Genomic DNA, 19,158 nt, shown 5'->3' on the forward strand with positions numbered 1-19,158 from the left:
GTTCGTTCCCCGACGCCGTCACGCGAGCGAGCGCGGCCAGCATTCGACCGTGATCGCCGCACCGGCCCGCGGTGCATCGCCGATCCGCAGCGCAAAGCCGTGCACGCGCATCACCGCCGAGACGATGCTCAGCCCGAGCCCCGAGCCGCTCACATGGCGCGTGCGCTCGCCGCGATAGAAACGCTCGAGCACCGCGTCGCGTTCGCCGGGCGGGATGCCGGGCCCGGTGTCCTCGATCCGCACGAGCGGCCCGCTCGGCGTTGAATGGAGCGCGACGCGCACGCGGCCGCCCGGCGGCGTGAACTTGATCGCGTTGTCCGCGAGATTGCTGAATGCCTCGAACAGCAACGCGCGATCGCCGTGAATGCGGTCGACCGATGTCGCGGCGAGCTCGAACGACACGTCGACGGCTTCGGCCAACGGCTCATAGAGCTCGCAAACGTCGCGCAGCAAGGCCGTGACGTCGACCGCGGCAAAGCCGCCACGCCGGCTCAGCGTGCCGATCTCGGAGATGCGCAGCATCGCGCGAAAGCGCTCGAGCAAGCGGTCGGTCTCGTCGCGCGCCGACGCGAGCAATGCCGACGACGCAGGGTCGTCCGCGCAAAACGGCTGCTCCGCGAGCCGGGCCAGCATCGTGTGCACGCGTGCGAGCGGCGTGCGCAGATCGTGCGCGATGCCGTCGCAGGTATGACGGACCTCGCCCATCAGCCGCTCGACTTCGTCGAGCATGTGGTTCACGAGATGCGCGAGCAGGTCGAGTTCGTCGTAGCGTCCGACCGGCAGCCGCTTGCCGAGATCGCCCTCGGCGATCTGCCGCGTGACGCGCCGGATCGCGGCGACACGGCGCATCTGCCGCATGCCGAGCATGCTGCCGCCCGCGATGCCCGCGATCAGGATCATCACGCCGCCGATCACGAGCCCGCGGATCGCGACATCGCGGATCTGGATGAAATGCGACAGGTCGCGCGCCACCACCAGCGTCATCCCGTTGTCGCGGCGCACCGCCATCGCGCGCGTGATCGGCGCGGGCTGGCCGTCGAGCGGTGCAAGCGTGCGGTTCAGCGTGCGTCCGTGGCGATCCGTGCGCAACGCGGGCGGCGTCGCGATGTCCCCGGCCACGCGGCGCCCGTTCGCGTCGAACAGCCCGTAGAAACTGGTATGCATGTGCTCGTGCTCGAGCCGCCGGTGAATCGCGAGCGGCAGCTCGGCATCGGGAATCGAATCGAAATAGATCAGTTGCCACGCGAGCACCTCGTCGGTGTCGCGCGCCATCGTGTGCGTCGCGGCCACGCTGATCACGCCCGCGAGCACGAGCAGCGAAACCGAGAAAATCGCCGCATACGCGCACAGCCACCGAAACGTCGTCGTGTGCCAGCGGCGCGTGAAGTTCGCCGCGCGAGCCGCATCCATCCGGGCCTCCGTCATGCGAGCATGTAGCCCGAGCCGCGCACCGTCTGGATCATCGGGGTCGCGCCGGGCGGGTCGATCTTCTTGCGCAACCGGCCCATGTGGACGTCGATCAGGTTGGTGCCGGGATCGAAGTGATAGCCCCACACGGTCTCGAACAGCATCGTGCGCGTGATCGTCTGCCCCGCATTGCGCATCATGAATTCGAGCACGCGGAACTCGGTCGGCAGCAGCGGTATCTCGTCGGCGCCGCGACGTGCGCAGCGCGAAATGAGATCGAGCTCGAGCGCGCCGACCTTCAACAGCGTCTGCTGCGGCACGCCCGACGCCTGCCGGCGACGCAGCAGCACCTCGATGCGGGCGCTCAGCTCGCCGGAATCGAACGGCTTCGTCAGGTAATCGTCGCCGCCCGCGCGCAGCCCGCGGATGCGCTCGTCGACATCACCGAGCGCGCTCAGCATCAGCACCGGCGTATCGATGCCGACCGTGCGCATCGCGGTCAGGATCGCGAGGCCGTCCGCGCCCGGCAGCATCCGGTCGAGCGTGATCGCGTCGTACGACGCGCTCATCGCGCGCAGCATGCCTTCGCGGCCGTTGTCGATCCAGTCGACCTCGAACCCGCGCGCGGTCAGCTCGCCGACGATTTCGTTCGCGGTCACCGCATCATCCTCGACCGTCAGTACTCGCATGGTTGCCCTCGCAATGAACCTCATGACGGGCGCACGCGAGGCGCCCGCGACTATCGTAGACGCCCCGATCGCCGTGCGGCGTTACATGAAAAATGCTTCATCCGGCGCCGTGGCGCACGGGTGAAACATGTTTCATCCGGGCGTCGCCCGCCCCGACGTGCACGCGGCCTACGCTGACGTCATGCGGCATCGGGCCGCGCAACCAGGAGCTACCGGATGAAACTGTCGACTACCGTCGCCTGCATGCTGCTCGCATGCGCCAGCACCGCCGCGTTCGCGGCACCGCATCTGACACCGCAGGAATGCAACGCGTATCCGTTCGTCCACACCGGCCACGACGTCACGCATGCGGACCTCGTGCGCGAGCTGACCGAACTCGAACAGGTCGGCTACGAGCCGGCGCATGCGAGCCCGTATTACCCCGACGATCTCGATGGTGCGAAAGATCGGCTCGCCGCCGAGTACCGCGCCGACTGCACGCACGCGCTGACGGCGGATGCGGGCGCACGGCACTGATTCCGCTGCCCGGCGCAACACGGCCGGGAAAAACAAAAGGCGGCACTCGCGTGCCGCCTTTTGTTCACGAACGCGCATGGATCTCGACCGCTGCGCTGGGCTGCCGCTCAGCGCGACATCATGTTCATGCTGACGTTGTGCATCACCCACAGCGTGCCGACGATCAGGATCGCCGCGGTCAGCACCGTGTAGCTGAACGCCATCACGTTCCAGCGCTGGCCCGACGAGCCGTTCATGTGCAGGAAGTACACGAGGTGCACGACGATCTGCACGAACGCGAGCACGGCCAGCGCGACCAGCGACGCGTGCGGCGACAGCACGCCGCCCATCACGAGGCCGAACGACGCGGCCGTGAGCAGCACCGACAGGATGAAGCCGGCGACGTAGCCGCCGACACTGCCGTGCCCTTCTTCGAGTTGAGACGAATGCGAATGGGCCATTTAGATCACGCTCGCGAGATAAACAAAGGAAAACACGCAGATCCACACGATGTCGAGGAAGTGCCAGAAGAGGCTCAGGCACGTCAGGCGTCGCAGGTCGCGATCGGTCAGGTCGCCGCCGCGCAGCACGATCTGCCCGGCGAGCACGATCATCCACAGCAGGCCGGCCGTCACGTGCAGCCCGTGCGTGCCGACCAGCGTGAAGAACGCCGACAGGAACGCGCTGCGCTGCGGGCCTGCGCCCTCCGCGATCAGGTGCGAGAACTCGCGTAGCTCCATCACGAGAAACGCCGCGCCGAGCACGAACGTCACCGCGAGCCACGCGAGCAGCGCGCCGCGCCGCTGCTTGTACGCAGCGAGCATCGCGAAGCCGTACGTGATGCTCGACAGCAGCAGCGCGGCGGTTTCCACCGCGACGCCCGGGATGTCGAACAGGTCTTTCGCGGTCGGGCCGCCCGCATACTGCTGGCCGAGCACCGCGAACGTCGCGAACAGCGCCGCGAAGATCACGCAGTCGGTCATCAGGTACAGCCAGAACCCGAACACCGAATGCGACGGCGGATGGTCGTCGTGCTCGAGCAGGGTTGCGCTCAAGGTTTTCTGCAACATCAGTTGGCCTCCAGTTCCACGTCGTCGACGCGCGCAGCCACGCGCTTCGTCGGCTGCTTGTCTTCGATCTTCCGCACCGTCGACGCGGGGATGTAATAGCCGTCGTTGTCACGCGAGCTGTAGATCACGAGCGTCGCGATGATCCCGACCAGCCCGCCGATCGCCATCCACCAGATGTGCCACACCAGCGCGAAGCCGAGCACCAGGCTGAAGATCGCGACCACGAGGCCCGCGCAGGTATTCGACGGCATGTGGATGTCGCGAATCGCCGCCGGGTTCGGCCGGCCTTCGCCGTGCGCCTTCATGTCCGCATACGCGTCGAGCGTGCGCACTTGCGGGATCACCGCGAAGTTGTAGTCGGCCGGCGGCGACGAGGTCGCCCACTCCAGCGTGCGGCCGCCCCACGGATCGCCCGTCGTGTCGCGGTACTCGGGCAGGTTGCGGTTGCGGATGCTGACCACCAGTTGCAGCAGCTGGCATGCAATGCCGATCGCGATCAGCACGGCGCCGAATGCGGCGACCAGCAGCCACGGATGCCAGGCCGGGTTGTCGTAGTGGTTGATCCGGCGCGTCATGCCCATGAAGCCGAGCACGTAGAGCGGCACGAACGCTACGTAGAAACCGATCTGCCAGAACCAGAACGCCGCCTTGCCGAGCTTCTCGTTCAGCTTGAAGCCGAACGCCTTGGGGAACCAGTAGTTGAAGCCTGCGAGATAGCCGAACAGCACGCCGCCGATGATCACGTTGTGGAAGTGCGCGATCAGGAACAGGCTGTTGTGCAGCACGAAGTCCGCGCCGGGAATCGCCATCATCACGCCGGTCATGCCGCCGAGCGTGAACGTGACCATGAAGCCGATCGTCCACAGCACGGGCGTCGTGAATTCGATCCGGCCGCGGTACATCGTGAACAGCCAGTTGAACACCTTCACGCCGGTCGGGATCGCGATGATCATCGTCACGATGCCGAAGAACGCGTTCACGTTCGCACCCGAGCCCATCGTGAAGAAGTGGTGCAGCCACACGAGGAACGACAGCACCATGATCGCGCAAGTCGCGTACACCATCGTCTTGTAGCCGAACAGCGGCTTCTTCGCGAACGTCGAGATGACTTCCGAGAAAATGCCGAACGCCGGCAGGATCAGGATGTACACCTCGGGGTGACCCCATGCCCAGATCAGGTTCAGGTACAGCATCGCGTTGCCGCCGGCTTCGTTCGTGAAGAAGTGCATGCCGAGGTAACGGTCGAGGCCGAGCAGCGCGAGCGTCGCGGTCAGGATCGGGAACGACGCCATGATCAGCACGTTCGTGCAGAGCGCGGTCCACGTGAACACCGGCATCTTCATCAGCGTCATGCCCGGCGCGCGCATCTTGATGATCGTCACGAAGAAGTTCACGCCGGTCAGCAGCGTGCCGACGCCCGAGATCTGCAGCGCCCACAGGTAGTAGTCGACCCCTACCCCCGGACTGAACTGCAGCTCCGACAGCGGCGGATACGCGAGCCAGCCCGTCTGGGCGAATTCGCCGATCACGAGCGAGATGTTGATCAGGATCGCGCTGACGGCCGTCATCCAGAACGACAGCGAGTTGATGAACGGGAACGCGACGTCGCGCGCGCCGATCTGCAGCGGCACGATCAGGTTCATCAGGCCGACCATGAACACCATCGCCATGAAGAAGATCATGATCACGCCGTGTGCCGTGAAGACCTGGTCATAGTGGTGCGGCGGCAGGTAGCCGGGCCCGTTGTACGAGAGCGCGAGCTGCATGCGCATCATGATCGCGTCCGCGAAGCCGCGCAGCAGCATGATCAGCGCGACGATGATGTACATCACGCCGAGCTTCTTGTGGTCGACCGTGGTCAGCCATTGCGTCCACAGCCATTTCCACCGGCCGGTGATCGTCAGCGCGGCGAGGATGCCCAGCACGACCAGCCCCATGAAGGCACCGGCCCCCATGATGATGGGCTGATCGAACGGGATCGCCGAGAGTGTGAGTTTGCCGAACATGCGTTACCCCTTCGTGCCGCAGGCGGCGTCCTTCAGGTCGAGGACGTGGCCATCGTTGTATTTCGCGATGATGTTGTGGAAGAGCCGCGGATCGACCGACGAGAAGTAGCGCACGGGCGCCTTCTCGCTCGGCTGCGCGACGGTGCCGTACACGGTCGCGTCGAGCCGCTCCGGCGACGCCTTCACCTTCTGCACCCATGCATCGAACTGTTCGCGCGGCTCGGCGAGCGTGCGGAACTTCATGTCGGAGAAGCCGCGGCCGCTGAAGTTGGCGGACGTGCCCGCGTAGTTGCCGGGCTCGTCGGCGATCAGGTGCAGGCGCGTCTGCATGCCGGCCATCGCGTAGACCTGGCCGCCGAGCTGCGGGATGAAGAACGAGTTCATCACCGAATCCGACGTGATGCGGAAGTTCACCGGCGTGCCGACCGGAATCGCGAGCTGGTTCACCGACGCGATGCCGAGTTCCGGATAGATGAACAGCCACTTCCAGTCGAGCGCGACGACCTCGACGTCGATCGGCTTCACCGACGACTCGAGCGGCTTGTACGGGTCGAGCTCGTGCGTGGTCTTCCAGGTGAGCACGCCGAGGAACAGGATGATCAGCGTCGGCACCGTCCAGATCACGACCTCGATCGCGGTCGAGTGCGACCAGTTCGGCGCGTAGGTGGCGTTGCGGTTCGACGCGCGGTAACGCCACGCGAACCACAGCGTGAGCAGGATCACCGGCACGACGACGATCAGCATCGCCCAGGTGGACGTAGCGATCAGCGCCTTTTCGGCAGCGCCCACGCTTCCTTTCGGATTTAGTACATCTAAATTACAGCCTGACAGGCTCAAAGCCGCGCCGATCGACATCAGCGCCACTCCGCCTTTTGAAGCTTTTCTTTTCATCACACAGCCCGAGGGTCATTGAATCCGTTTGCGTATGCCCGATGCGCATTCGATCCACGAAAGTGGCCGAATCATACGTCGCGCGAGTGCGATGAAAAACCAGCTAATGCGGAAAATCATCATTGCAGAATCTGCCGTGAGACAGATTGTCGCGGGGCAATTTCACGCAGCCGGAAGCCGGCCCGGCGCTGCCTGCGCCGGACCGCGAAGGAATCGATGCGCGTGCAACGACCGCACCGCCGTACGGTGCGCCCCACTCCGCGCGACGTGCCGCGATCAGCCGCGCGTCGATGCCATGTACGACGGCTGCGGCTGCGCAGGGCCGTCCCCTGTCGGCAGCTTCGAATGGCTCGCGTCTTCGATCAGCCGTCCGACGGTCGGATCGATCGCGTCGGTGAACGGCTTGGGATCGATGCCGACCGCCAGCACCACGAGTGCGAGCGACGCGAACATCACGATCTCGCGACGGTTCAGGTCGGCGAGCTTCGCGATCCGCTGGCTCGCCACCTTGCCGAACACGACGCGCTTGAGCATCCACAGCGTGTACGACGCGCTGAGGATCAGCGTCAGCGCCGCGATGGCGCCGATCCAGAAGTTGAAGCGGATCGCGCCCATGATGACCATGAACTCGCCGACGAACCCCGACGTGCCCGGCAGGCCGACGTTGGCCATCGCGAACAGCACCGTGAAGGTCGCGAAACGCGGCATCACGCCCGCGACGCCGCCGTAAGCGGCAATCTCGCGCTGCTTCGTGCGATCGACGAGCACGTTCACGCACAACAGCATCGCGCCCGCGACGAAGCCGTACGACACGAGCTGGACGATCGCGCCTTCGACGCCGATCCGGTTGAACAGGAACAGCCCGAGCGTGACGATCCCCATGTGCGCGACCGTCGAATACGCGAGCAGCTTGCCGAGATCGGTCTGCGCGAGCGCGATCAGGCTCGCGTAGACGATCGCGAACAGCGACAGCGCGATCACGGCCGGCGCGAAGAAGTGGCTTGCATCGGGCGTGACCGGCAGCGCGAAGCGCAGGAACCCGTAGCCGCCGAGCTTGAGCATCGCGAGCATCAGCGCGGCGCCGGTCGGGCCGTCGGTGTAGACGTCGCTCAGCCACGTGTGGACCGGCCACATCGGCACCTTGACCGCGAAGGCGGCGAAGAAGCCGAGGAACACCAGCAACTGCGGCGCGAAGCCGAGCTGCAGCGTGCGCCATACGGCCATGTCGAACGTATGCGACTGCGCGTACAGGTACAGCATCGCCATCAGCAGCAGCAGCGAGCCGGCGAACGAGATGAAGAAGAACTTCACGGCCGCGTACACGCGACGCTCGCGCCCCCACGTGCCGATCAGCAGGTAAAGCGGGATCAGCGTCGCCTCGAAGAAGATGAAGAACAGCAGCCCGTCCTGTGCGACGAACACGCCGACCATCAGCCCCGACAGGATCAGGAACGACGCGTAGTACTGCGCGACGCGTACCGTGACCGACTCCCACGACGCCACCACCACCACGAGGGTCGTGAACGCGGTCAGCACGACGAGCCACAGCGACGCGCCGTCGATGCCGACCCGCCATCCGGAATTGAATGCCGCCAGCCAGTTGCGGCTTTCGACGAACTGCATCGCGGCCGAGTGCGCATCGAAACCGGCAACCAGCGGCACGACCGCCGCAAGCCCCACCAGCGCGCCGACGAGCGCGATCAGCCGCGTACGGCGTGGATGAAGGTCGGAACCGGCGCGCAGCAGGCACGCGCCGAACAGGATCGGAGCCCAGATGGCCAGGCTCAGGAAGGGAAAATCATGCATGTCAACGAGGCCTTGATGAAGTCGCGCACTGCATCGGGGACAGGCGAGACGAAAGGAACGAAATCAAATCGACAGGTAGATTTCGTGAATCGCCGGTGTTGGCAAAATGTAAAGCGGCATCACTGGAAAACTTGACGCCGCTCAAATGCGATCGGGTTAACCAGCATAAGACGATTGATTATTTTCTGCAGCGCAGCAGAGCATTGATTTTCGGCGCAATCCTATGCCACTGATTTTTATGTGTAATTTTTTGTATTGCCCGATGAGATCGATTGCGAAAATCGACGCAGTGCCGCATTTTTGACGTCGGCTTGTTATGACGGAGGGTCGGAGGACGCTAATTGAAGCCGGGCACGGCTGCGAACGAGTGGTCCTTTATCCTTACACACACTCTTTCATTTTCAATACAAACGGCCTTGCCTTGCGCAGGCCGTACGACGGGCAGACCGGCTCGCCCCTACCGCTGACGGCTCAGGCGATCCCAGATGCGCATCGTCACTGCGCGATAGTGATTGTGCTGCGCGGGAAAATGGACGAAGCGGCTGTCGCGTGTGGCATAGACCGGCGACGCCGCGAGTGTCATCGCATCGACGATATGGCGCGCGTCGATCATGCCGGACTGCAGCAACTCCACATAGATCGCCTGCTGGTCGCCGCCGCTCGCATAGACCGACGAACGATCGCCGAAACTCTCGATGCGGGCGCAGATGCGCTCGACCAGGTCGCGCATCGGCGCCACGTTGCGCACGCCGATCATGCACGAATTGATCGCCCATGCCGTGTGATCGGTACCGATCACGAAGTCGCGGCCGTCGATCGTACTGTCGATGGCCTGACTCTGGTCGATCGCCAGAATGTCGGCGTCGACCCAGAAGACGAACGCGTGATGCGGCAGGTGTTCGCGAATCAGATGCAGCTTCGCCCAGTTCGCACCGATGCCGTCCGGCAGAAATGCGGGAGGTTCGCGATACGTGTGATACGCGTAACCATGCCGCGTGCAGTAGCGAGCAAAATTCTCCTCGTGCAGATCGCCATATCCCGCGATATGCGACGTATGCAGGCTCACGAACGCAATCCGGGCCTGCGGATTCACGTGCCGCTCCGCACCGCGCTTACTCTGCTGCGCGGCACGCCAGTCGTCCATTGCGTGCGGGCGATCGCCGTGCTGGTATCGCTCGGCATCGTCGACGAGCGCCGCCACATAGCGGAAATCGTAGTCGGCAGCCGGCGCCCAGACGTCCTCCACTTGCCGCCACTCGGGCGCCTGGTGCGCCACGAGCGGCCGGGCGCCTGCGATCGAATCGATCGCGAGCCCGTCGCTCCAGATCGTCTGGACCGATGCGAAATGACCGTTCGCGAGCGGCATATCGAACGGCAGCGGCGAAAAATGCTCTGCCAGCAGAGTCGCCTCGCACGCGTGCCGCCGCTCCGGAAGGTACATCGCCCATTTGCCCAGCTCGACCACCAGCTTGCGCAACTGCTCACGCACGCCGGGCACGTTGCGGAAGATCATGCCGCTCGCAGCGGGCAGCGCCGACTTCGGCGTCTGCGTCGTGACGATTGCATCGTAACCCTGCGCGACATCCTGCAGCGCGTGCGGATCGAACACGACGGAAAACGGGTCGAGCACGAGCAGCAACGCGTCCGGCTCCATCGCGACGAGCTGCGCGACGATCACGTGGTACTTGTGCAGGATCGGCTGGCGCTCGCCATACACGTGCATGCCGTCGACCGTCACATGCCGGTAGCCGTGCAACTGCGCATAGCGCGCGTGGTTGTCGACAAGTCCGTCGACAGGCCGATGAGAAAGGATAGTCAGAACAGAATGCGGGCTGGCCAAACGCATCACCCCAAGTCGCATCAAACGATAGGCGATATGTAACCCACTATGACCGCTCAAGTCGAGTACTCATGGCGTGACCGGCCGCATCGTGTGCCCGGCGCTCGGCGGGCCCGAAAAAGAAAAAGCCCCGCAAGTCCGAGAACTTGCGGGGCTTTGTCACCGCTTTTGGCGGAGACGGAGGGATTCGAACCCTCGATCCAGGTTTTGGCCCAGATGCTCCCTTAGCAGGGGAGTGCCTTCGACCTCTCGGCCACGTCTCCCAAACTTTCGCTCGCACCAGGGAGGCAGTGCGACGAGAACGAAATAATATAGGGTTTCGAACCGCGCGTCAATTTCCGTGATGCATTTTCTTCAATGCATCACGAAAAATTCACGATGCCTGGCCGAGTTCGAATGCCTTGTGCAGCGCGCGGACGGCCAGTTCCATGTATTTCTCGTCGATCAGCACCGAAATCTTGATTTCGGACGTCGAGATCATCTGGATGTTGATGCCCTCTTCCGACAGCGTGCGGAACATCTTGCTCGCGACGCCCACGTGCGAACGCATGCCGACGCCGACGACCGACACCTTCGACACCTTCGGGTCGCCCTGCACGTGCTCGGCGCTCACGTGGCCCTTCACCTGGTTGGTGAGGATGTCCATCGCCTTCTGGTAATCGCCGCGGCCGACCGTGAACGTGAAGTCGGTCTTGCCCTGGACGCTCTGGTTCTGGATGATCATGTCGACGTCGACGTTCGCATCCGCGACCGGGCCGAGGATCTGATACGCGATGCCCGGCTTGTCGGGCACGCCCATCACAGCAATGCGTGCTTCGTCGCGCTGGAACGCGATGCCGGAAATGACTGCCTTTTCCATGGTCTCGTCTTCTTCAAAAGTAATCAGGGTGCCCGAGCGCATTTCTTCGTCGAGCGCAATCAGCGGATCGGTCAGGCTCGACAGCACACGCGTCTTCACCTGGTATTTGCCGGCGAATTCGACCGAGCGGATCTGCAGGACCTTCGAGCCGAGGCTGGCCATTTCCAGCATTTCCTCGAACGTCACGCGATCGAGGCGGCGCGCCTCTTCGACAACGCGCGGATCGGTCGTGTAGACGCCGTCGACGTCCGTATAAATCAGGCACTCTTCGGCACCCAGCGCAGCCGCGACCGCCACCGCCGACGTATCCGAGCCGCCACGGCCCAGCGTCGTGATGTGGCCGTCCGGATCGACGCCCTGGAAGCCCGTGATGATCACGACCTTGCCGGCATTCAGATCGGCCTTCACGCGTTCGTCGTCGATCGAGTGAATGCGCGCCTTCGTGAACGCGCTGTCGGTCTTGATCGGCACTTGCCAGCCGGCGTAGCTCACGGCCTCGACGCCGATTTCCTGCAGCGCGATCGACAGCAGGCCGACGCTGACCTGCTCGCCGGTCGACGCGATCATGTCGAGCTCGCGCGGGCTCGGCTGGCTCGAAATCTCTTTCGCAAGACCGAGCAGACGGTTGGTTTCGCCGGACATCGCCGAAGGCACGACCACCATCTGGTGCCCGGCCTGATGCCATTTTGCGACGCGTTTCGCGACGTTCTTGATGCGCTCGACCGAGCCCATCGAAGTGCCGCCGTATTTGTGTACGATGAGTGCCATTGTCGTTCTGAACTGGAGGAGAAACCGCACGGGCGCGCTGGGCAGGCCGCGTAGCCGTTCGGTCACGCGGCTTGTGGCTGTGGACGGACGACGAGGGGGACGGCTGGGACGCAACACGCAAGCGTGACGGATTTTGCCCGGAAGGCCGATCAGGCCGCGCAAACCGGGTACGTCACGCGGAAAACCTGCACAAATCGCTCAAAAATCGAGCCGAGCAAACGACCGAGCGTACCCGATAGAGGCCCGCTTGACAAGCCGCTCGCGGCGTCGGAGGCCGTTCCGGCGCTGTTTACCAAATGGTGAAAATGCGCGTGCCATCGCGCCGTCAGGCGGGCCGCCGACGCTATGCGATCAGCAAGTCGGGACGCCACTCGATCCGGCGCCACGCGCCGTCATCGGGCGCCCCGCCGCCGGACAAGCCGGCATCGCGATTCACGCCGAGGCGCGGCACGTAGATCAGCAAGTCTCCAGCGAACAGCAGCGGCACGTCGCGCTGCCAGGCGGGCACGCCACGCTCCTGGAACAGGTTCTTCAGCGTACGGCCCGGGCCGCCCGGCGACGTGCGCATCCGCTCACCGCCCGCGCGGGCACGCGCCGCCAGCCGCGCGCCGCGCAGCAACACCTCCGGCACCGCGTCGGCGCTTCCCGCGTCGGCCGGCGCGAACACGAACGTGCCGCGCCATCCCGGCAGGTGCCAGACTTCCTGCCCGTCCCACGCGAGCATCGCTTCCGGATGCGGGCTCCCGGTGCCGTCATCGGCCGGTTCGCTGCTGTCGCCCGCTTCCCAGTAGACGACATCGCGATACAGGCGCAGGCGTTGCCCCGCGTGATCGACGCGCAGCGCATGGGCGACATGCGTGGCACGCAACTGCCGCATCATGTTGGCGAGCCGGGCTGCCGACGCGCCCGGCAAGCCGAGCCGGCGCATCCAGAAGCGCAGCAGGTTCGCGCCGCGCGTGTCGTCGAACGCGACCAATGCGTCGCGCGACAGGGCCTGCCCGTCATCGCGCGCGGCAACGGCAAAGTCGAGTTCGGCCAGATCGTCGAGCAGTCGCTGCGCGGCCGCCGCATGCTGGGCCGCGCGGCCGAGCGCATCGCGAAAGCCCGGGAAATGCACGGCCAGCGCCGGCAGCACGTCGATGCGCAACGCATTGCGCGCGTAACGCGTGTCGTTGTTCGATTCGTCGTCGATCCATGCCAGATCGCGCTGCGTCGCATAGCGCTCGAGTTGCGCACGCAACAGTCGCAGCAGCGGGCGCACGCGCTCGACGCTCACGCCGTCAGGGCGGTAACGCGGCGCCATGGCGGCCAGCCCCGCGATCCCCGCGCCGCGCAACAACTGCAGCAATACGGTCTCGGCCTGGTCGTCCGCATGCTGCGCGAGCCACAGCGCGGCCGCGCCGTGGCGCTCGCACATCTCGTCGAGCGCCGCATAGCGCCGCTCGCGCGCCGTTGCCTCGACACCGAGGCCGCTGTCACGCGGCACGTCGACGCGCATCGACTCGAACGCGACACCAAGCCCTGCGGCGCTCGCCTCGGCGTGCGCAACCCACGCGTCGGCATTCGCACTGAGCCCGTGATGCACGTGCAGCGCGACACAGCGCGACGCGCCCGCGACGCGCACGGCCGCATCGAGCAATACCGTCGAGTCGAGGCCGCCGCTGTACGCGATCGCGATGCGTGCATCGGGCGGCATGCCGGAAAGCGCAACGCCGACCGCGTCGAGAACGACGCGGTCGGCGGAGAATTCGGTGGGCGGAATCACGAGAGGAACGCGCGCGCAGCGGCGCGCGATTGGAGGACGCAGCCGGTCATGCGCCCGGCGTGGTTTCCTTGAACTTGCCGTAGGCCATCAGGCGCTCGAAGCGGCGCTCGCGCAGCGCATCGATGCTCATCCCCTGGAACTGGCGCAGCGAATCGGCCAGCGCACGGCGCAGCAGCGCAGCCATGCCCTTCGGATCGCGATGCGCGCCGCCGAGCGGCTCGTTGATGATCTTGTCGATCAGGCCGAGCGCCTTCAGGCGGTGCGCGGTCAGGCCCAGCGCTTCCGCTGCTTCCGGCGCCTTCGCGGCGCTCTTCCACAGGATCGACGCGCAGCCTTCCGGCGAGATCACCGAGTAGGTCGAGAATTGCAGCATCATCACCGTGTCGGCCACTGCGATCGCCAGCGCGCCGCCCGAACCGCCCTCGCCGATCACCGTCGTGATGATCGGCGTCTTCAGTTCGGCCATCACGTAAAGGTTGCGGCCGATCGCCTCCGACTGGCCGCGTTCTTCCGCGCCGATGCCCGGGTACGCGCCCGGCGTGTCGACGAACGTGAAGATCGGCAGACCGAACTTCTCGGCGAGACGCATCAGGCGTTCGGCCTTGCGATAGCCTTCCGGACGCGGCATCCCGAAGTTGCGCGCGGCGCGCTCCTTCGTGTCACGGCCCTTCTGGTGACCGATCACCATGCACGGATGGCCGCCGAAGCGCGCGAGGCCGCCGACGATCGACACGTCGTCCGCGAATGCGCGGTCGCCGTGCAGCTCGTGAAAATCGGTAAACAGTTCCGCAACGTAATCGAGCGTGTACGGACGCTGCGGATGCCGCGCGATCTGCGAGACCTGCCACGGCGACAGGTTCGCGTAGAGGTCTTTCGTCAGTTGCTGGCTTTTCTTCGACAACCGCTCGATTTCTTCCGAAATGTCGACAGCCGAGTCGTCCTGCACGAATCGCAGCTCTTCGATCTTGGCCTCGAGTTCGGCGATCGGCTGTTCGAAATCCAGAAACGTGGTCTTCATGTGTTCGAATCCTTGGGTCTTGCGGCAGCGCGTATTCTACCCGCGCGGGCGACGCTCAAAACCGACTCTCAACTATTGATGTTTAAAACCCGATAGCCGCCGCTCAGGCGTCGGCGTCGGGCGCATCGAGGCTGCGCCACATGTACCAGGTCGCGACGGTACGCCACGGCTCCCAGTTGGCGGCAACTTCGCGCGCCTCGCTGCGCGTGACGGGTTCCCCGCTGAAGTAATTGACGCTGATCGCGCGGATCAGGCCCGGGTCGTCGAGCGGCAGGACGTCCGGCCGCGACAGGTTGAAGATCAGGAACATCTCGGCCGTCCAGCGGCTGATGCCGCGGATCTGCGTGAGTTCCGCGATCACGTCCTCGTCGTCCATCGACGTCCATTTGTCGACGTGCAGCGCGCCCGACACGAAATGCTGCGCGAGATCGAGGATGTATTCCGTCTTGCGCTTCGACAGCCCGCACGCGATCAGCTTGTCCGCGCCGAGCCGGATCACCGGCTGCGGCGCGAGTTTCGGACAGGCATCCCCGATGCGCGCCCACAGCGACTGCGCGGACGGCACCGAAATCTGCTGGCCGACGACCGAGCGCGCGAGCGTGACGAACGGGTCGCCGCGCTTCACGAGATGCGCGGGACCGAACTTCGGAATCAGTTTCTTCAGGATCCGGTCGCGCTTGACGAGGTCGGCGCATGCCTTGTCCCAGTAAGCAGGACGCACGACGACCTCCTCGCCGTCCGCTTCGGACGCACGGGCCTTGCGGGCCGCGTCGGCGGCCGGCGGCACCGCCGCCGGTTGCGCATGACCGTTGAGCGCGCCGTTCGGCACGGCGCGCGTCGCGTCCGTCTTCGCCGGCGGTACGCGCTTGGCTGCCGGACGCGCGGCGACCGGGGTCGCGCGCCTGACCGGCGCTTTTCTGGCCGTTGCCATCTTGCCTCCTACCTGACGGATCGGTCAGTGGAACGCACCGCGCTCATACGCGACGCCATTCGGTCGATCCGCCCGGTTTGTCTTCAAGTGCGATACCGGTCTCGAGCAGTTCCGCCCGGATCCGGTCCGCTTCGGCATAGTCCTTCGCTTGCTTCGCCGCGACACGCGCGGCGATCTTCGCTTCGATCTCGTCGGCGGCGAGCCCGCCCGCCTGCGCGGCGCCGGACGCCTGCTGCAGGAACGCGCGCGGTTCGCGGCCCAGCAGGCCGAGCAGGCCCGCCAGCTGTTTCAGTTGCCGCGCGAGCGATGCGTCGCCCGTGCGATTCACCTCGCCCGCCAGTTCGAACAGCGTCGCCACCGCGACCGGCGTGTTGAAGTCGTCGTTCATCGCGGCGGCGAAACGCTGCGCGTGCGGCTCGTTCCAGTCGAGCGCGAGCGTGTCGGCTTCAACATCTTTCAGTGCGGTATAGAGACGCGTGAGCGACGCGCGCGCATCGTCGAGATGCACGTCGCTGTAATTGAGCGGCGAACGGTAGTGCGTGCGCACGATGAAGAAGCGCATGACTTCCGCATCGTAGCGTTCGAGCACTTCGCGGATCGTGAAGAAGTTGCCGAGCGATTTCGACATCTTCTCGTTGTCGACCTGCACGAAGCCGTTGTGCATCCAGTAATTGACGAACGTCTGGCCGGTTGCGCCTTCGCTCTGCGCGATCTCGTTCTCGTGGTGCGGGAATTGCAGATCCTGCCCGCCGCCGTGGATGTCGAAATGCTCGCCGAGCAGCGTGCAGCCCATCGCCGAGCACTCGATGTGCCAGCCCGGACGCCCCATCCCGTACTTCGACGCCCACGACGTACCTTCCGGATCTTCCGGCTTCGCGCGTTTCCACAGCACGAAATCGAGCGGATCCTCCTTCGCGTCGTTCGCGGCGACGCGCTCGCCCGCGCGCAGGTCGTCGAGCGACTTGCCCGACAGCTTCCCGTAGTTCGCGAACTTGCGCACCGAGTAATTGACGTCGCCGTCGGTCGCCTGGTACGCGTAGCCGTTCGTCTCGAGCGTCTCGATCATGCCGAGCATCTGCGGGATGAACTCGGTCGCGCGCGGCTCGATGTCGGGCCGCTGGATGCCGAGCGCGCTTTCATCGTCGTGCATCGCGCCGATGAACCGGTCGGTCAGCGACTTGATCGTCTCGCCGTTCTCGACCGCGCGGCGGATGATCTTGTCGTCGATGTCGGTAATGTTGCGCACATACGTGACCCGGTAGCCGATCGCACGCAACCAGCGCTGGACGAGGTCGAACACGACCAGCATGCGCGCGTGGCCCACGTGACAATAGTCGTATACGGTGATTCCGCATACGTACATCCGCACTTCGCCAGCCTGGCGCGGCACGAAGACTTGCTTGTCACGCGCGAGCGTGTTGTAGATGCGCAGTGATTCCATAGAGATGAACCGTGAGCCGAAGGAAACCGCCCTGGCGAAGCTCGCCCAGCATGCGAAACGGACGGACCATCTGCTGCGGCACCAGGCCGAGCGTCCTCGATATCACATGGGGCGGTCAGGCTGCAAGCACAGCGGTGACGGCCACGAGAGGCAAAGAAAGACTGTCTGACGCTCGCCGGAACGCGCAGACGTTTTGTTAGAATGGCTCGGAGTATAACATTCCGATTTACGCCTATGAAACCTCATCGCGGCCGCGCGCAGAGCGCTGCGACCCTCGTTGCGACCACCGTCATGGGCGTCGCGCTGACGCTTTTCGCGGCTCCCGCGGCGCATGCGCAGAAGGCCCCGGCCACCGCCGACGGCACGCCCGAAATCGATGCGTCGATCGCCGGCAAGCAGTGGAAGCAGGCGCTCGCGCAGCTCGACGCGCGCATCGCATCGAACCCGCGCGACGTGCAGGCGCAGTTCAAGCGCGGCACCGTGCTCGCCCGCCTGAACCGCGATGACGACGCGATCCAGCAGTTCGTCGCGATCACGCAGGCGTACCCCGAACTGCCCGAGCCGTACAACAACCTTGCGGCGCTTTACGCGAAGCACGGCCGCTACGACGAAGCGCGCACCGCGCTCGTCACAGCGACGCAATCGAACCCCGGCTACTCGCTCGCGTACGAGAACCTCGGCGATCTCTACCTGCGCCTCGCGGCCGAGTCGTACAAGCGCGCGCAGTCGCTCGGCCGCACGAGCGGCGCGACCGCGCAGCGCCTCGCCGATCTCCAGAAGATCGTGTCGCCGCCGAAGGCCGCGCCGAATGCCCGCGCAGCCACACCGGCCACGCGCGACTACTCCGACCGCGCAGCCGCGAACGTGAGCACCACCACGCTGCCGATGTCGCCGACGTTCCAGTTCAGCGGTCCGTCGGGCGCACTGGCGGCGCCGTACGTCGCGCCGTCGCAATAAGCGGCGCGGCCTTCTTTCCCTCCCAACCTGAGGATCGCAATGAAACGTCTGTTGCTGGCGCTTGGCGGCGCCGCCCTTCTCGCGACCGCGACCGCACCTGCGTTCGCGCAATCGGCTACCGCGCACCCCGTCGTGCAGCTGAAGACCTCGCAGGGCGACATCCGCGTCGAGCTCTACCCGGAGAAGGCGCCGAAGTCCGTCGCCAACTTCCTCGATTACGTGAAGGCCGGCCAGTACAACGGCACGATCTTCCATCGCGTGATCAAGGGCTTCATGATCCAGGGCGGCGGCTACAAGACCAACTTCGAGGAGAAGCCGACCCGCGCGCCGATCCCGCTGGAGAGCCGCAATGGTCTGAAGAACCTGACGGGCACGATCGCGATGGCACGCACGAGCGATCCGAATTCGGCCACCGCGCAGTTCTTCATCAACACCGTCGACAACAGCGGCCTCGACTACCCGAATCCGGACGGCAACGGCTATGCGGTGTTCGGCAAGGTCGTGTCGGGTCTCGACGTCGTGAAGAAGATCGAAGGCGTCGCGACGACCTCGCGCGGCCCGATGCAGGACGTGCCCGCGCAACCGATCGTGATCGAATCGGCCAGCATCGTCTCGAAGTAAGAACCTGCCGGCACGTCCGGCGCCTCACGCGGCCGCGTCGCACGACCGGCCGCGTGCCATTTAAACCGCCTCACCGAAGGAATTCATCATGGTTGAACTGCATACGAACCACGGCGTGATCAAGCTCGAGCTCGACGCCGCGAAGGCACCGAAGACGGTCGAGAACTTCCTGAACTACGTGAAGAAGGGCCACTACGACGGCACCGTGTTCCATCGCGTGATCAACGGCTTCATGATCCAGGGCGGCGGCTTCGAGCCGGGCCTGAAGCAGAAGCCGACCGATGCGCCGATCGACAACGAGGCGAACAACGGCCTGAAGAACGACAACTACACGGTCGCGATGGCGCGCACCAACGATCCGCACTCGGCGACCGCCCAGTTCTTCATCAACGTGAACGACAACGACTTCCTGAACCACTCGTCGCCGACGCCGCAAGGCTGGGGCTACGCGGTGTTCGGCAAGGTCGTCGAAGGCCAGGACGTGGTCGACAAGATCAAGGGCGTCAAGACGGGCAACGCTGGTTTCCACCAGGACGTGCCGACTGACGACGTCGTGATCGAGAAGGCCGTCGTGGTCTGACGCGCAGTTACGGA

17 protein-coding genes and 1 tRNA gene are annotated in these 19,158 nt (G+C 65.1%); 4 read left to right on the forward strand and 14 right to left on the reverse strand.

What is annotated here, in order from left to right; genetic code table 11:
• Positions 1-18: 18 nt before the first annotated feature.
• Both CFB45_RS11850 and CFB45_RS11855 read right to left on the reverse strand, forming a co-directional pair.
• Positions 19-1,410, reverse strand: coding sequence for a sensor histidine kinase (locus tag CFB45_RS11850; protein ID WP_089425950.1), 1,392 nt, complete (start codon positions 1,408-1,410; stop codon positions 19-21).
• An 11-nt stretch (positions 1,411-1,421) separates the two neighbouring features.
• Positions 1,422-2,096, reverse strand: a complete 675-nt coding sequence (locus tag CFB45_RS11855) for a response regulator transcription factor (RefSeq protein WP_069248317.1) — start codon at positions 2,094-2,096, stop codon at positions 1,422-1,424.
• Between the two features lie 216 nt (positions 2,097-2,312).
• Here CFB45_RS11855 and CFB45_RS11860 point away from each other — a divergent pair, with 216 nt between their 5' ends.
• Positions 2,313-2,612, forward strand: a complete 300-nt coding sequence (locus CFB45_RS11860) for a DUF4148 domain-containing protein (protein WP_039342572.1) — start codon at positions 2,313-2,315, stop codon at positions 2,610-2,612.
• Positions 2,613-2,719: 107 nt separating this feature from the next.
• Here the strand turns inward: CFB45_RS11860 and cyoD are convergent, their stop codons facing one another.
• From cyoD to cysS, 12 genes are all read right to left on the reverse strand, one after another.
• Positions 2,720-3,052, reverse strand: a complete 333-nt coding sequence (cyoD, locus tag CFB45_RS11865; RefSeq protein WP_009692722.1) for a cytochrome o ubiquinol oxidase subunit IV — start codon at positions 3,050-3,052, stop codon at positions 2,720-2,722.
• Entirely contained in the window at positions 3,053-3,661 is a 609-nt protein-coding gene (gene cyoC, locus CFB45_RS11870) for a cytochrome o ubiquinol oxidase subunit III (protein WP_089425723.1), read from the reverse strand.
• Positions 3,661-5,667, reverse strand: coding sequence for a cytochrome o ubiquinol oxidase subunit I (gene cyoB, locus CFB45_RS11875; RefSeq protein WP_089425724.1), 2,007 nt, complete (start codon positions 5,665-5,667; stop codon positions 3,661-3,663). Before cyoB ends, cyoC begins: the two co-directional genes overlap by 1 nt.
• A gap of 3 nt (positions 5,668-5,670) precedes the next feature.
• On the reverse strand, positions 5,671-6,558 hold the full coding sequence (cyoA, locus tag CFB45_RS11880) for a ubiquinol oxidase subunit II (RefSeq protein ID WP_089425725.1): 888 nt from the start codon (positions 6,556-6,558) through the stop codon (positions 5,671-5,673).
• 276 nt (positions 6,559-6,834) lie between these two features.
• Positions 6,835-8,364: a complex I subunit 4 family protein gene (locus CFB45_RS11885; protein WP_089425726.1), complete on the reverse strand. Its 1,530-nt coding sequence runs from the start codon at positions 8,362-8,364 to the stop codon at positions 6,835-6,837.
• 457 nt (positions 8,365-8,821) lie between these two features.
• Positions 8,822-10,210, reverse strand: coding sequence for a hypothetical protein (locus CFB45_RS11890; RefSeq protein ID WP_089425727.1), 1,389 nt, complete (start codon positions 10,208-10,210; stop codon positions 8,822-8,824).
• Positions 10,211-10,373: 163 nt separating this feature from the next.
• Positions 10,374-10,467 (reverse strand) — tRNA-Ser (locus CFB45_RS11895).
• 110 nt (positions 10,468-10,577) lie between these two features.
• Entirely contained in the window at positions 10,578-11,831 is a 1,254-nt protein-coding gene (locus CFB45_RS11900) for an aspartate kinase (RefSeq protein ID WP_089425728.1), read from the reverse strand.
• A 343-nt stretch (positions 11,832-12,174) separates the two neighbouring features.
• Positions 12,175-13,596 carry a tRNA lysidine(34) synthetase TilS gene (gene tilS / locus CFB45_RS11905; RefSeq protein ID WP_089425729.1) on the reverse strand — a complete coding sequence of 474 codons (1,422 nt, stop codon included), beginning with the start codon at positions 13,594-13,596 and terminating at the stop codon, positions 12,175-12,177.
• A gap of 46 nt (positions 13,597-13,642) precedes the next feature.
• A complete protein-coding gene (locus tag CFB45_RS11910) occupies positions 13,643-14,614 on the reverse strand; it encodes an acetyl-CoA carboxylase carboxyltransferase subunit alpha (RefSeq protein ID WP_039364696.1) in 972 nt (323 codons plus the stop codon).
• Positions 14,615-14,717: 103 nt separating this feature from the next.
• Positions 14,718-15,545: a DNA-3-methyladenine glycosylase family protein gene (locus CFB45_RS11915; protein ID WP_089425730.1), complete on the reverse strand. Its 828-nt coding sequence runs from the start codon at positions 15,543-15,545 to the stop codon at positions 14,718-14,720.
• A 43-nt stretch (positions 15,546-15,588) separates the two neighbouring features.
• Complete coding sequence (gene cysS / locus CFB45_RS11920; protein WP_069248324.1) at positions 15,589-16,986, reverse strand: cysteine--tRNA ligase; 1,398 nt, start codon at positions 16,984-16,986, stop codon at positions 15,589-15,591.
• Between the two features lie 234 nt (positions 16,987-17,220).
• Here cysS and CFB45_RS11925 point away from each other — a divergent pair, with 234 nt between their 5' ends.
• The 3 genes from CFB45_RS11925 (at position 17,221) to CFB45_RS11935 (ending at position 19,144) form a co-directional block, all read left to right on the forward strand.
• Positions 17,221-17,943, forward strand: a complete 723-nt coding sequence (locus tag CFB45_RS11925) for a tetratricopeptide repeat protein (RefSeq protein WP_174975570.1) — start codon at positions 17,221-17,223, stop codon at positions 17,941-17,943.
• Positions 17,944-17,982: 39 nt separating this feature from the next.
• Positions 17,983-18,564 (forward strand): peptidylprolyl isomerase, encoded by a 582-nt coding sequence (locus tag CFB45_RS11930; RefSeq protein ID WP_011352517.1) that lies wholly within the window; start codon positions 17,983-17,985, stop codon positions 18,562-18,564.
• Positions 18,565-18,652: 88 nt separating this feature from the next.
• Positions 18,653-19,144 carry a peptidylprolyl isomerase gene (locus tag CFB45_RS11935; protein WP_006478428.1) on the forward strand — a complete coding sequence of 164 codons (492 nt, stop codon included), beginning with the start codon at positions 18,653-18,655 and terminating at the stop codon, positions 19,142-19,144.
• The last annotated feature ends 14 nt before the right edge of the window (positions 19,145-19,158 follow it).

The organism is Burkholderia sp. HI2500 (assembly GCF_002223055.1).
GTDB lineage: Bacteria > Pseudomonadota > Gammaproteobacteria > Burkholderiales > Burkholderiaceae > Burkholderia.